Source organism: Sphingomonas sp. 2SG (assembly GCF_005503285.1).
Lineage (GTDB): Bacteria > Pseudomonadota > Alphaproteobacteria > Sphingomonadales > Sphingomonadaceae > Sphingomonas > Sphingomonas taxi.
This window is the reverse complement of sequence record NZ_SCMZ01000002.1, coordinates 178,661-192,398: the sequence shown is the minus strand read 5'-3', so window position 1 is coordinate 192,398 and position 13,738 is coordinate 178,661. Positions and strand designations below refer to the sequence as shown.

Here is a 13,738-nt window from a genome sequence, read left to right as displayed (position 1 = left end):
CATAGCCCCGCCCCGTTAACATTCCTACGGCTAGTTAGAGTACGTCTTATCGCCCACCACGCCCAAGTTAATTTAACTATAATCTATGTTTATGGATTATCTTAATGCCGGCGTTTAAACATTACTATTACCGCGTTTATTAACAATTTTTGTCCGCGCTACCCGGGCCTTGTCTCGTCAATAAACATTGATCTATTAGTTAGATCAGCTCTTTGCTCACATTATTTCGGATAGAACGCGAAACTTCACAGAGTATCTTAGCTAACGATATTCCTACCGCCGCCTACTTCCGCATCCCACGACCTACCCGTGAGCTTCTTAGCTAAATCTGCCGGTCTTAAATGGGTGTAACGCATCAGCATCCGTGGGTCCTTATGTCCACTGATGACCGCAAGCTCAGCTGCGGAAAGTCCCATTTCCGCAAATCGGCTAATCGCCTCATGCCGCAGGTCATGAAACCGAAGGTCGGGCATCCCAGCCCTTTCCCTTACCCTGTTCCATGATAGCCGAAGCGCCATGGCGCTCATCGGGAACACCCGCTCTTCGCTGCGGGATAGAGCCTGTAGGATCGCCACGGCTTTATCAGTAAGTGGTATCGTCCGGGCATTTCCGGTCTTCGTGTGCGGAACGTGTGCAGTACGGCTCTGCAAATCGATGTAGTGCCACCTTAGGTCTAGAAGCTCCCCACGGCGCAAAGCCGTTTCGATGGCAAGGTAGATAGCAGGGGCGACCAGCTTATTGCGGTTCGATGATACCGCCAGCCGCAACCGAGCAAGCTCATCCCGTTCTAACCGTCTGTCGCGAGCATTACGAACGGGAGAACGACGTACTTGATCCACGACATTTCGCGGAACGCAAAATCCCCAATCGCGGCGCGCTACCTCGACAATGTTACGTAATAGGCCAAGTTCTCGGGCTATGGTCCCCGGCTTGACGAAGGCCGCCCTGCCGTCTCTGTAAGCGGCGATAGCGACAGCAGACAGGTCCGCAAGGCTTAGCGATGCCATGGAATGCAAGCGCATCTTGCCAAGCCGAAGGCGCTCGCTTTCTTCACTTCTTTTACCGGGAGTGACCTCGACTATGTAACGGTCGATTAGGTCACCAAGCGTCGTACCACGTAACAAAGTTCGGCTGCACGGCTCGTCGCCCCGGTCAATGGCCGCCTCTCGATCCCGAGCCCACCGTTGCGCATCAGCCTTGGTGCGAAACGTCCGGTATTCGGGTTCAAATCCCTTACGACGAATCTGCGCGAACCAACCGGTCGTCCGCTTGCTAATTGAAGCCATGATATGCGCCCTTGTGTCCGTTTTGTGTACGGAGCGTCCAAGTAGCAGCTATAAAGAGCCGAAGTGGCTCTATCCGATCCCTCTGGGGTGGAGGAATGCTGCCGGATAGAGCCAAATCAGGATGGTGGGCGTGGCAAGGATTGAACTTGCGACCCCTGCGATGTCAACGAAGCGCGGTGAGCATAAAACGGCTGAAAACGGTCGATTCTGCGGCTCCAAGATCTGGAACATTCCGAAAACATCGATCCGTTTCGCCACCCTTTACCGCAGTTTTACCGCGGGGTAGACGCTTCGCCCGACGCGGTCGGACGGGTCTCGAGCGACCGCAACGACAACCTCGCAGTCGCGGCGGAACGCATCCTCCCCGGCCTCCACGATCGACGCGGGCGGCAGCGTCGGACCGGGCGACCCAATGCCCCGCAGAGGCGGCGGATGCTCGAGGAACCCCGCCTGCCTCCGGCGTGCCGCTGAGAGAGAACGCCGCGCCGCCGGCGGGGGACCGCGAAGTCGGCGCGCGATGTCGAGCCCCCGCCCGGCCCGCGTCGAAGACGTTGGGCCATCCGCCGGCGAGCCGATCCTCCCGTCAGGCGCCATCGCGCACCGGGGGAACGTCAGGGGGGATCGGCGGCGCGGTCGTCTGATCGCAAGCGGTCGTCAGCGCCATGGCATCTGGATCGGGAGCAGCCCCACCTCGAAGTCGAAGACCGTGTCGCCGCCGCGATGAGTCGCGGCCATCACCACGTAGCCCTGCCCACGTAGAAGCGGATGGTCGACAACATCATCCAGGGACCGTCCCGGACTCGCCGCGACGCAGGTATCCGGCAGCCGCCCGGCCACACTGATGCGCGCGTGATCGGATGCGGTCGAAAGTTCGAAGCCCTCCCCACGCAGGGTGACGTCGAGCGATCGGCCGGCGACCGTCACCTCCAGCCGGTCGTTCAGCTCCCCCGCCGATACGACCGCGCCCCCAAGGCGCATGGGTGGTGCCGGCATGTCCAACCGGAGGGCTGCAGTCGGCCGTCCCGCGCGGCCGAACAACCTGATCCTCGGCATGAGGCGGATCGGCGGCATCCCAGCGGCAGCGAGCCATCCGCGACACGGACGGATCGCCCATAACGCCGCGGAGACGTCCGATCGGGCCGACGCCAGCATCGATGGGGCGAGGACCGACGTCGAGACGATCGCGGCGTTGAGGTACTCCCGGAACGCGGCGAGCCGCATCTCGCCGACGAGCAGATCGACGGCGTGCATCTGCGCCCGGGCGACGCGTCCGGCTTCTTGAAAGGTTTCAAGCGTGGGTTCGAACGACGGCTTCGCCCCGCCGCCGCCTTCCGTCGGGACTCGGCGTTTCGCAGCCGGGGCTGCAAGCCCCTTAGTCTCTCCAATACCGTCTTGGCCTACCGCATCGCTCATGACGCCCCGGGACGAGGTGTGGGGAGATCGCGCCCTCGCGCGCGACAGCATGACGAACAGACGGCCCGCCCGCTTAGAGTTCGACATTCGTCCGGTGTCCTCGAAAGCGAATGTTGAGGTCGACGATCATCAACACTGTATATGCATATATGCATACACTTTCAATCCCGCGCGGCCTGCGCCCGATACACGCCGGGCGTCGAGCGCCGCATCAGGAGGCCACCGGCATCATTGGCCCATGCAGAAGCGCCGATAGTCGATGGCGCTCTCGAACCCCAGAGCGATGGCCAGCGCCTTCTCGCGGATCTCGTCGCCGATCGACGGACCGTCGTGCCCACCGGCCAACGCCCGGCTCGCGACGAGTTCGCGTTCGAAGCGGGAGAGCGTCGCCGCGCTGACGCCGACGGCGGCCGCGACCATGTCCAGCGACAGGCCTAGATCACGTCTCCGCTGACGCGTCCGCGCGCCATAGGTCGGTAGACCGATGGGGCTCCACTCCGGCCATGCCGGCACCAATTCGCCCGGTTCCAAGTTCAACGCGGCCTGCAGTCTGAAGACCGTGTCCGCCGTCGGCGCGCGGCGCCCCCGTTCCAGCCTCACGATCGTCTCGCGTCGCAACCCCGTCATGCGGGCAAGGCGCGCCTGCGACCAGCCCAGCTCAATGCGGCGAGCGGCCAGCAGGCCGCCGAAATCGCGGGGAACCGCGGAGGCAGGGAAATTCATGGAAGAGGAAAATGTCATGTGACTTCCTTGCAGAGCACGTCTCGCGCCCGCCTACAAGAGCGGCGTGAACGAGACACCCAGCACCACCTACGCCAGGGGCCATGGAACAGCGCGTCACGCATCCGGGAGGTGAGACATGTCCAGCCTTTCTGACCTCGACCGCAGGCTCTCGCGCAAGATCGAAGCCGGACGGGGCATCCAGCTCACGTCGGAGGAACTCGACCTCCTGGTCACCTGCGGGGCCTATCAGGTCTTTCGCGACGCGGTGGCCGCCCATCAGAGGGAACTATGCCAGCAACGAAGCGAAAGAAGCCGCTCTACGAGCGAGGAGGGTACAAGCTCGTCCGCCGGGACGGGCGGACGTCCCTCGAGATCATCTGGTACGACGGCGAACGAAAGCGCGAGCGAAGCGCTAGCGCGGGTACGGAGGACGTTGAACAGGGGCGCGAAGCGCTCGACCGCCTCTATCTAGAACGCACGAAGGGCGATGCGTTCTGCCCCACGTGCGGCCAACGCAGGATCGCGAGCGGCGTCTTCGTCACCGCCGCCATCGCCGACCATCTCATCATGTCAGCCGAGAAGCCGTCCATACAGGCGATGACGGCCCGCCTGAAGCACGTGCTGGAGTACGTCGTGGCGACCGATCAGTCGACGATCCTCTGCGACGCGGTCGACGAGACCTGGATCGCCAAGTTCCGCACCTGGTTCGGCAAGCGACCCATCGTGTCTCCGGGAGGAAAGGAGCGGGTTCGATCGCTGTCCACGATCGAGAACAGCGTGCTCCAGCTCGCCGCCGCGATCAACCAGTGCGGAGGAGCGAGCGCCCGGTTCCGCGCGCGGCAGCCGAAGGAGGTGAACCGGACGCCGCAGCACCGGTCGGACGTAGCCCAGCTCGCCGACATGTTCCGCCACTGCCTCCTCCCCGCCCCCGGCAAGCAGCCGCCGGACCGGGCTCGACGTGAACGGGCAGCCCTGCTGGGCTTCCTGCGCATCAGCGTGACCACCCTGGCCCGGCCGGACGCGGCGATGGAGGTGTCGACCGACCCCGAGCGCAAGCAATGGAACTCCAAGGCGCGGATCCTCAATCTCAACCCGGACCGACGCCGCCAGACCCGCAAGTACCGTGCGACCGTTCCCGTGGGGGAACGGATGGCGGGCATTCTTGACGGCACGACAGGATTCGTCGTCCCCGTGCAGAGCGTCCGGTCGGCGTGGGAGACGATGGCGGCGTCGATCGGCCTTCCAGCCGAGGGCGAAGCAGGCACCAAGCTCATCCGCCGGTCTATGGCCGACATCCTGCGCCGGCGGCTTCCGCAGGAGGCATGGGGCGAGATCGAGATCTTCCTCGGCCACGACCGCTTCGACGACGTGTCCGGTCTCTACGCCCCTTTCCGGCCCGACTATCTCCAAAGGGCGCTCGCCGTCATCAACGAGGTGGTCGCAGAGATCGATGCCCTCGTACCGGGCGCCTTCCCGCAGCCACGGTCGAGCACTTGCTGATGCTCGCCAACGACATTCCGGCTGCCGCTCCAGACGGTCTCTACTCAGCGGTCATCGAAACCCCCGAGGGCAGCGAACATCCGGCAGATACAGGTTGACGGCAGCCGCTCCCCGGCGAACATGGAAACCGTGTCGGATCTTGATGAACTAAGAGCGATAGCTCGTGCAAAGGTGCCATTGGCGGCGTTGATCGCCGAAACCGTCGATCTGCGTCCGGCGAAGGCCGATCTCCGCGGCGCCTGCCCCTTCCATCCCGACGTCGACCGCGGCCTCTACGTCAGCCCGACCGGACATTTCCATTGCTACGCATGCAGCATGGCAGGTGACGTCGTGGCTTGGACGATGAGGGTCCAAGGCGTCGACGAAGCCACCGCTATCAGTCTTCTGCTGCGTTGATAGCGACCGCTTCGACACGCGACATCAGGATTGATTCCGCAGAGTGGTGTACGGCGTTTCGGCACGTCCGTGACGGCCTGAGGATCCGTCAGCCGCCCGAGACCTCGACCCTGATCGCAGCTGCGCGGTAAGTGCGCCGCGCCGAGCGTTCTCAAACGTGGGCACCCGTTCGAGCGCTCCACGACGTCTTCGCTTCATAGTCGCCTTCGAGCACCGCCACCGTGACGGATTGCCCTTGCGGCCCGCTCCCGTCCGATAGCCGTGCAGCTTCCGCATCCAGGCCTCGTCGCTTCGGATGAAGATCACCTGCTGCCGCATCAAACCTACATGCTTTCTGGAAAGGACATCAGACGATGGATCGGCCAAGTCGCTTTGAAAGGCCGATGCGTCGCGGTGGGGCGCACGACGAACGGCGAGGCACAAGGGTCCTGAAGAAGCTGCGTCGCCACACCAATCCGAGGCGGCTACAGGAAGGGCTTCTAACCAGGAGAAGACACGCATGAACAACGCCGATCTCGCCGAAACGCTCGTCATTAAGCACAGCATGACCAAGTCGGACGCCCGCAAGGCGGTGGACGACATCATGGCGGCCATCGTCTCCGCCGCATCGAAGGGCGATGAGGTCTCGCTGGCTGGCTTCGGCAAGTTCAAGGTGAAGGACAGTCCCGCCCGGGACGGTCGCAATCCTTCGACGGGCGAGGCGATCAAGATCGCAGCCTCCAAGAAGCTAACGTTCACGCCCGCGAAGGCGGTCAAGGATGCACTCAACGCGTGAGGTGACGGGCCCGCCCTCTGATGGGCGGGCTCACATGGCGTAGGTACGCCAAAGCCGCCTGATCCATCGGCCCAGCTCGACTTGGATCCATGCGGAAGTCCTTGCCTTTCACCGGTGTGTTGCCGCTGATCCGCACGCGAGTCGAGCGGCATGCTGAAGCCGCGGTGCATCCCGAGCACGAGCCGGAGGCCGAGGTCGGCGGCATAAGCCGCGACGGCGCTCTAATATACTGTGTTCCACGAGGCTGACCGGACGGCGCTGCGCCAGCGGCGTGCCGAAGTCACGCCACCCGCCCTTCAATCCATTTCCCGCATGCGATCGGCGGAAGATCCTTGGATCGTTCCGTCGATCACGTCGGACGCCGTTTCGCCACCCGCCCCATCCATGACGCTACGCGGCCGCCGGACGGCATCACCTGCTTCCGGTGCGGAGCCGCCGTATCTGGATACGGTACGACTGCACGGATGCCGGCTTCAGCCGATCAGCGACAGGCGGATCCAGATGATCAACCATTGCAACGGATCGACACCGAGATCACGATGCGTGCGCCAGACGGCGAGTCGTTCCGCGTAGAGTCTCATCGGCTTCCTTGGGGGGAAGAACATGAAGATCGCAGCCCGACCGGCATTCTTGCTTGCCATGACTCTCATCTCCGCGCCCGCCGCCGGTCAATCCTTCGAGGATGCGAACGCAGCCCTGATCCAGGCGCGCGCGGCGCTCAGGGCGGCCGAGGCGGCGTCCCAGGAGGCAAAGGCCAGCGCGGCGGCAGCAGCGCGGGCCGCCGCAGATGCCGACAGGCAGCTGGGAGAGGCCAAGCGCCTCATGGCTGCGCTCACGACGGGTGTTCCAGTCGCGCCGCCGACGTCCGCCCCCCTGCCGCCGGAGGACGCACGGCTCGCGGCGAAATGCCCGGACTCGAGCGCCGGCATCACGACTGTCCAACACTTTAGAGCGGTCGCCGATTGCGAGAAGCGGGCGCTGGCGGGCACCTCGATAAACCCCTTCAAGGCGAAGGTGGGCACCGGATTCGGCACAAGCGTGGTCGCCGGATCCTCCGGCGCGTCGGGGACCTTCACGCTTGAGAGCGTCACGCCCTTCCGCAATGTGTTCGATGGCGTGCCGTTCCCCGGTTCCGCACGTGTGGAGCAACAGCGCGTCGCGCGACGGCGCTTCGCCGTCGGCATCAGGGCCGACGTCGGCAAGGAGGATCCGAAGTTCGCATCCGTGGCGACGTTCGGGGAACTCGACCGTCTGACCTCGAAGGTCGCGCTGTTCGGCCGGTTCGGCTGGGATTACTCCACTTCCGAGGAATTCCGGTTCAGAAAGGGAGCCAAATCTGACTTCGTGGAAAAGCGCGCCGAGGTTCTGGCGGCGACGCTCGCGGCGGATTGCACGAAAACCCCCGGCAGGAGCTGCACGGGCATTGACCTGCTACGCTGGCTCTTCGAAGCAAAGAAGGAGGATGGCGCCGAGAGGCAGTTCGCGCATCCCGACTTCGTCAAGCTCTACAACGACGTGTTCTGGGGTCCACCGCCTGTCGACCCACGCCCCCTGTACGGCTGGTCGATCAAAGGCGAGATCTCGCGTCCCACCTTCGACTACTACCCCTTCGCGCTGGCGAAGCTGCCGGTCCCCTTCAAGCCCGGCGCATACCGAACCGGCGTCGATCCCGCGCAGATTCCACCCGACTTCGCCAATCGGATCGTGAAGGACGAGGCGCGGATCGACTTCTCTCTCAGCGGCCGCGCCTTCTATCATCTCAGCAGGTTCCGGACGGGCAACGCCCTGTCGCGTCGCGCGCCCTCGATGTCCCGTTTTGTCGAACGAACCTCCGGAACGACCTTCGTCGGCTCCCTGAGCTACGTGCGGAAGGACGAGATCGAACGCCAGTTCGCCGGCGTCGAGTTATGCCCGCCATCAGTCGCGGGTCAGGCCTTCGCCAACGACTCGTGCAGGACCTTGAACGTCGCGGCCCCGGTCCGGAGGGACAGCTTCGTCGCGGGCGCCGAGATCCGACAGGGCGTGGATCCCTTCTGGATCGTCCCGCCGATGCTCCTTTCGGCACGATACACCCGCGACTTGGAAACGAAGGAGAACGGGCTCGCAGCCCCGATCTTCTTCGGAACCGACCTCACCGGCACCTTCACCAGCGGCGTGCGCATCGCCCACACCTGGGGTGGGCGCAGCGCCGACGGGAGCAACCGGAAAGCCGAGACGCAGGTCGGCATCGTACTCGGGCTTTCCATCGGATTGGACGGGACCACGGGGATGGATTGAACACAAGCTCCGGCATCGGCCCGTGGCGTGCGCTCATGCTCCTTTGACAATGTGATCATCCGCTTGCGATGATCCTCCAAGAACCTCGGATACCACCGGCCGGCCAGTCCTGCGCCGGCTTCCCCGGTTTCGTCGACCGAGCCCGCCGGACGGGAACGCACTCGGATGAGCTCCTCGAAGCAGGTGGCAAGCGCGCCGTCCACGGTGGCGGCTTTGAGACGATCGTAAGAGATGTCGGGTAGACGGCGGCGGCGCGACCACCGCCGTCCGCCGTGCGACCGCAGAAGATGCACGGGCGCGGACGTCCGCCGACCTTCAACAAGATGCACGAGCCGCAGCGACTACGAAGCAAGGGAACAGCATGTCACTTCCGACCCGTCTAACCACCTGCTTCCACGAGGCGGGACATGCCATCGTGCAGCTGGCGCACGGCTCGCATCCTTGGATCGACTCCATCGCCGTCGAGGGACTTCCCGACGGGATCCTCGGCCTGGTGGACACGCCGTCGATATGGCAGCCCTCGTGTCTCGAGCGAGCGGCCAGCCGCGACATTCACGAGGTTTGGACCAGAGGGGCCTGGCGGGACGTAATCAACTACCTCGCCGGTCCCATCGCCGAACTGCGCTGGCGCAAACACGGCCTGGCCGCCATCTGGTTCGCCGCGGACGAGATGGCACGGCGGTGCCTGACCACGTCGGAGGAATCGTTCACGGATTTCGGCCGCGTCAGGCACAGGCTCGAGTGGGCGATCCCGGGTGACGACCACGCCAACTTCGTGAAGGCCTGGCTCGAAACGGAAGAGGAGGTTCACCGCTGGTGGGGTCCGATCACGAAACTCGCCCGTCTTCTCGCCGAGCGCGGGCGCATCTCGGACGATGAGCTGTACCCCTTCTGGAACGGCCTGCGGGACCATCGGTCGGAACGACGGCGTCCAAGGGATCAGCAGTAGACTAGGGCCTCTCTCTAAGGACCTAAGCTGAGGTGGCGAAGAGTTGAGCGGCGGTCTCGATCTCGTCGGTGGCTAGTCCCTCCAAGGTTCGCATGGCGCGCTTGATCTCCACGATCAGGGCGAACGGATCGAGATGGACTTGGGGGCGGTGCGCCGCCGGCAATTTCGATAAACTCGCCTTCGCCCGCGGCATCAATCTGCTCGCCGGTATCGCCGTACGGTCCTTGGCCGCATCAGAGCGCAAGGCGCAGGGAGTTATTCCGATGAGCGGTGCGGATTTGTCACCCACCGCGGCGGCCGCCAGCGCAGTCACCACCACGCTCCACTCGCGAGTCAGGAGTTGCGCCGCCAGCGCCGATGACATGCCGACGTCGGAGAGCTGGAACGCCAGACAAATCTTCAGGGCCTCCGAAAATCCGTAGGCGCGTCGATGGCCCGTACCGACTTTGCCGCTGTCCGGAAAGCCGAGCGTCTGCAGATGCTTGATGCGCGAAATGGTCGCCTCGTCGGCAGTCGCCGGGATGTCGAAGACCACGCCCACCACGCGAGCCATCTCTCGAGCGTCGATCGGCCGCAATCATCTCTCCCTGGAACCTAAGTGTAAGAGGAAAACCGTATATGCCGACCCACGACTTCCCGGAAGGCTTCGGCCGCATGTGCGTGCTCGACATCGAAACCGCACCCGACCCGCTCGCGCTCGCCATCGCCGGTAAGCGCGGCGGCGCGACCGAGCATTCCGCCGCGCTGCACTACATCTCCGACGCAAGCGTTCTCACCGCCACCGAAGACGCCGACGGAAATTGGCGCAACTTCGAATTGCGCTCCTTCTCCTGCGACCGCCTCGACGAAGTGAACATCCTTCGATCGATCGACGGGATGCTCGCCTCCTTGTGGGCAGGCGGGGGCACACTGGTCACGTATAACGGCGCTGGGCATGACATCGTGATGCTTCAGCGTCGTGCGGCGCGACATCTGATGTTCGACCTCCCCGGCATCGCCGCGGCTCACGCTCAGCGCCAGTTCGACATCATGCTTATGATGAAGTCGCCCCGCGAGCAGCGTTGGTCGAAACTGCGCGAGGTCGCAGCTGGCCTCGGGATCCCGACTTCCCATCAGCATGCCAACCGAGGACTGGATCCCAAGACCGCGGGGATGAAGAAGTCGCAGACCGACGTGTCGATGACGTTTCTCCTGACGCTGTATGAGCTGTCGATGCGGCGTCAGGATGCCGGGGCGGTCATCCGCGGGTGGAGAGCCTTCGGAGAGTACATCGCTCGCATGGGACCCCATGGCGACCATCTGGCCCAGTTCAGACGCCACCCACTCGGAGGGTCGCTTGAGGCCGGCTGAAAACTGACAGTAGCAGATGCGACGCCTCCCACAGAAAGTTCGACCTGCGCATGTCGTCCGCCGACTATCAGCAGCCGTTCGGCGAAGCGTTGATGTACGCCAAGGGCGCCGACGCCTGCATGATGGAATATGCCCGCCTCTACCAGAAGGCGCTCGACGATTGGAGCAAGGGCATTCCGCTGACCGCGGAAGACGACTTCAAGCTTGCCGCGCTGCCGTCGCACGCGTCGCGCCAGGCGTCCAAGGCGGTCGAACTCTGCTTCTATGCCGGCGGTTCGTCGGGTGCGCTCGCGGGCGGCAGGCTCAACCGGTATTTCCGCGACATGGCGATGTTCCGTACCCATCCCATCGCGCAGTTCCACACCGCCGCGATCGGTTTCGCCCAGGCGTATCTCGGCCTGCCCGTGCCGATGCTGGAGGCCGTGGGCGGCAAGCGGACCGCCAAGCCTGCCTGACCGGATCGTCCCTCCCACTCCCGCAGTCGCCGGACCACGGCGGCTGCGGGGTATTTGCGTTCCGCGCGGATCGCGGGGCTCATCAGGCCGGATCGACATTCACGGTTCGATGCGCCGCGCTCAGGCGCCAAGGGCATTGCAAGAAGAGTTAGTTCGCGCAGAGGCGCGGAGGATGCAGAGGGGTTTTGCCTGCTTCGCCGGCAAGCTGCCCGTCTCCGGCGGAAACCAGACCCCTCCGCGCCCTTGCGCGAAAATCCGGGCTAGAAGGCGACGCGGTCGCCGCCCTTCAGACCCAGGATATCGCGCGCTTCCTGCGGGGTCGCGATCTCGAAGCCGAGTTCCTCCAGGATGCGACGCACCTTGCGGACCTGATCGGCGTTGCTCTTGGCGAGCTCGCCGCGCCCCAGGTACAGGCTGTCCTCCAGCCCGACGCGGACGTTGCCGCCGAGCAGCGCGGTGAGCGTCAGGATCGCCAGCTGGTGCTTGCCCGCCCCGAGCGACGAGAATTGATGATCGTCGCCGAACAGGTCCTGGGCGAGGCGGCGCATGTACATGACATGCTCGGGCAAGGCGGCAAGGCCCCCCAGCACGCCGAACACGCCCTGCACGAAGAAGGGCGGCGTCAGTAGGCCCTGGTCGACGAACCAGCGCAGCGTGTGGACATGGCCCATGTCATAGCATTCGAACTCGAAGCGCGTGCCCAGCCCGTGGCCGAGATCGCGGATCACGCGCTCGATCTGGGCGAAGGTGTTGCTCATCATGTTCGTGCGCGTGTTTTCCAGGAACGGCTTTTCCCAGTCGTGCTTGAACGTGCCGATCTTTTCGGCGGCGGGAAACAGGCCGAAGTTCATCGATCCCATGTTGAGCGAGCACAGCTCGGGTTCCGCCCAATAGGCCGCCTCCAGCCGCTCATCCATCGTCATGCCGATGCCGCCGCCGGTGGTGATGTTCACGACCGCGTCGCACTGCTGCTTGATCGCGGGCAGGAACTGCTGGAACACCGATGCCTTGGGCGTCGGCGCGCCGATGTCGGGATCGCGCGCGTGCAGATGCAGGATCGCCGCGCCGGCTTCGGCCGCGGCGACCGATTCCTCGATGATCTGGCGCGGCGTGATCGGCAGGTACGGCGACATGGTCGGCGTGTGGACCGAGCCGGTCACGGCGCAGGAGATGATGATCTTGTTGGATTTGGCCATGCGCCGGGTCCTTGCCTGGGTCAGCTGAGCGAATATGCGTCGTCGATCGGGATCGCGGTGCCGGTGACGCAGCGCGCGCCCTCGCCGTCGACCAGCATCAACAGCACCGCGTCGAGATCCTGGACCTGCGCGGCGCGCCGCCGCGGCAGGCTGGCGACGACCTTCTGCCCCGCCTCGCTGGCGAGGAAGTCGGCGTTGAGCTCCGTTTCGACATAGCCCGGGCAGATCGCGTTGACGCTGATGCCGAACCGCGCCCATTCCACCGCGAGGCAGCGCGTCATGTGGATGACCGCGGCCTTCGACATGCCATAGGCGCTGAGCTGCGGCATCGAGACCATGCCGGCGACCGAGGCAGTGTTGACGATGCGGCCTTCGATCTGCGCGGCGATCATGCGGCGCGCGACCGCCTGCGCGACGAAGAAGGCGCCGCGCACGTTGGTCGCGAAGATCGCGTCGAATTCGTCGACGCCGGTGTCGATCGCGCGGCGCACCGGCGCGATGCCGGCGTTGTTGACCAGCACGTTGATCGGCCCGGCGAGCGCCTCGGCCGCGCCCACCGCCGCGTCGATGCCGGCGGCATCGGCCACGTCGAGACGCAGCGGCAGAATCTGTCCCGGCCCCGCATGCGCGTCCGCCAGCGATTGCAGCGCCTCCAGCCGGCGCGCCGCCGCGATGACGGTCGCACCGCGCGACGCCAGCGTCTGCGCGAAATGCCGGCCGAGACCGGACGAGGCACCGGTCACCAGCACGGTATTGCCGGTCAGCCAGCTCATCGCCCGGCATCCTTGCGCTGACGGGCGACGATCGCCTGCCGCGCCGGCGCGAATTGCGCCAGACCATAGGCTTCGAACAGGGCCGACGAGACGTCGTAATGATCCGCCAGACCGCCCTGCTCGACCGCGGTCATCAGGCCCTGGCGATAGCCGAGGCCGCTGCGGACGCAGGATTCGATCGCATCGCGGGTGGCGAGCCCCGAATCCACCGCCGCATAGGCGAGGTTGAAGTGCGGACGGACCAGCCGGTCGACGATCCGCCCCATCCGGTCTGCGCAGACGCTGACCTGGAACCCGGCGCCCTCCAGCGCGGCGCGTGCCGTGTCGAGCGCGGCGGGGTCGGCCTGCTCTCCCCTGACCAGCTCGACCAGGTTCGTCGGCGCGGCGTCGCCCAGGCGAAAACGCGCGAAGCCGAAGACGTTCGCCGGCGCATCCGGGACGAGCATCGCGAGGCAGGTGCGCCCCACCTCGACCAGCACCGCGGCAAAGCACTGAATATCGTCGGGCAGCACCGGCGCGTCGCCGGCGAGGATGAGCACGCGGGCGCCGCCCCCATCCCCTGCCCCGTCGCCCGCTGCGACGGGCAGGCCATCGGGAAAGGAGCGGCTCGGCCCGCTGGCGCGATAGTCTAGCGAAGCGTTCATG

General features: G+C 65.0%; 14 protein-coding genes. 7 read left to right on the top strand and 7 right to left on the bottom strand.

From position 1 onward, the window contains the following. Nucleotides 1-257: 257 nt before the first annotated feature. The 3 genes from FFS23_RS01965 to FFS23_RS01950 all read right to left on the bottom strand — a co-directional run bounded on the left by FFS23_RS01965 (nt 258) and on the right by FFS23_RS01950 (nt 3,440). The gene (locus FFS23_RS01965; RefSeq protein ID WP_137897223.1) at nt 258-1,286 is read right to left on the bottom strand and encodes an integrase; all 1,029 of its coding nucleotides are present in this window, start codon (nt 1,284-1,286) and stop codon (nt 258-260) included. A 654-nt stretch (nt 1,287-1,940) separates the two neighbouring features. Beyond that, nucleotides 1,941-2,699 (bottom strand): hypothetical protein, encoded by a 759-nt coding sequence (locus tag FFS23_RS19965; RefSeq protein ID WP_171009324.1) that lies wholly within the window; start codon nt 2,697-2,699, stop codon nt 1,941-1,943. Between the two features lie 228 nt (nt 2,700-2,927). Beyond that, the gene (locus FFS23_RS01950; protein WP_137897221.1) at nt 2,928-3,440 is read right to left on the bottom strand and encodes a helix-turn-helix domain-containing protein; all 513 of its coding nucleotides are present in this window, start codon (nt 3,438-3,440) and stop codon (nt 2,928-2,930) included. 270 nt (nt 3,441-3,710) lie between these two features. On the opposite strand from FFS23_RS01950, the gene FFS23_RS01945 reads away from it, so the two are divergent. The 5 genes from FFS23_RS01945 to FFS23_RS01925 all read left to right on the top strand — a co-directional run bounded on the left by FFS23_RS01945 (nt 3,711) and on the right by FFS23_RS01925 (nt 9,319). Further along, the gene (locus FFS23_RS01945; protein WP_249340480.1) at nt 3,711-4,922 is read left to right on the top strand and encodes a hypothetical protein; all 1,212 of its coding nucleotides are present in this window, start codon (nt 3,711-3,713) and stop codon (nt 4,920-4,922) included. 120 nt (nt 4,923-5,042) lie between these two features. Next, a complete protein-coding gene (locus FFS23_RS01940) occupies nt 5,043-5,318 on the top strand; it encodes a CHC2 zinc finger domain-containing protein (protein WP_137897220.1) in 276 nt (91 codons plus the stop codon). A 499-nt stretch (nt 5,319-5,817) separates the two neighbouring features. Then, nucleotides 5,818-6,093, top strand: a complete 276-nt coding sequence (locus FFS23_RS01935) for an HU family DNA-binding protein (protein ID WP_137897219.1) — start codon at nt 5,818-5,820, stop codon at nt 6,091-6,093. 603 nt (nt 6,094-6,696) lie between these two features. Further along, a complete protein-coding gene (locus FFS23_RS01930; protein WP_137897218.1) occupies nt 6,697-8,370 on the top strand; it encodes a hypothetical protein in 1,674 nt (557 codons plus the stop codon). Nucleotides 8,371-8,731: 361 nt separating this feature from the next. Continuing rightward, entirely contained in the window at nt 8,732-9,319 is a 588-nt protein-coding gene (locus FFS23_RS01925; protein ID WP_137897217.1) for a hypothetical protein, read from the top strand. Nucleotides 9,320-9,341: 22 nt separating this feature from the next. On the opposite strand, the gene FFS23_RS01920 is transcribed toward FFS23_RS01925, so the two are convergent. Beyond that, nucleotides 9,342-9,896: a hypothetical protein gene (locus FFS23_RS01920; protein ID WP_137897216.1), complete on the bottom strand. Its 555-nt coding sequence runs from the start codon at nt 9,894-9,896 to the stop codon at nt 9,342-9,344. 41 nt (nt 9,897-9,937) lie between these two features. Here FFS23_RS01920 and FFS23_RS01915 point away from each other — a divergent pair, with 41 nt between their 5' ends. Together FFS23_RS01915 and FFS23_RS01910 are read left to right on the top strand one after the other, a co-directional pair. Continuing rightward, nucleotides 9,938-10,669 (top strand): 3'-5' exonuclease family protein, encoded by a 732-nt coding sequence (locus FFS23_RS01915; protein WP_137897215.1) that lies wholly within the window; start codon nt 9,938-9,940, stop codon nt 10,667-10,669. A 50-nt stretch (nt 10,670-10,719) separates the two neighbouring features. Beyond that, the gene (locus tag FFS23_RS01910) at nt 10,720-11,124 is read left to right on the top strand and encodes a hypothetical protein (protein WP_137897214.1); all 405 of its coding nucleotides are present in this window, start codon (nt 10,720-10,722) and stop codon (nt 11,122-11,124) included. A 260-nt stretch (nt 11,125-11,384) separates the two neighbouring features. Here the strand turns inward: FFS23_RS01910 and kce are convergent, their stop codons facing one another. Genes kce through FFS23_RS01895 form a run of 3 tightly spaced genes read right to left on the bottom strand, consistent with a single transcriptional unit; the run spans nt 11,385 to nt 13,737 of the window. Beyond that, a complete protein-coding gene (kce, locus tag FFS23_RS01905) occupies nt 11,385-12,320 on the bottom strand; it encodes a 3,5-dioxohexanoate:acetyl-CoA acetone transferase (RefSeq protein WP_137897213.1) in 936 nt (311 codons plus the stop codon). 20 nt (nt 12,321-12,340) lie between these two features. Beyond that, nucleotides 12,341-13,093, bottom strand: a complete 753-nt coding sequence (locus tag FFS23_RS01900; RefSeq protein WP_137897212.1) for an SDR family NAD(P)-dependent oxidoreductase — start codon at nt 13,091-13,093, stop codon at nt 12,341-12,343. Next, a complete protein-coding gene (locus tag FFS23_RS01895) occupies nt 13,090-13,737 on the bottom strand; it encodes a 3-hydroxyacyl-CoA dehydrogenase family protein (protein ID WP_137897211.1) in 648 nt (215 codons plus the stop codon). The genes FFS23_RS01900 and FFS23_RS01895 overlap by 4 nt, the downstream gene beginning before the upstream one ends. Between the last annotated feature and the right edge of the window lies 1 nt (nt 13,738).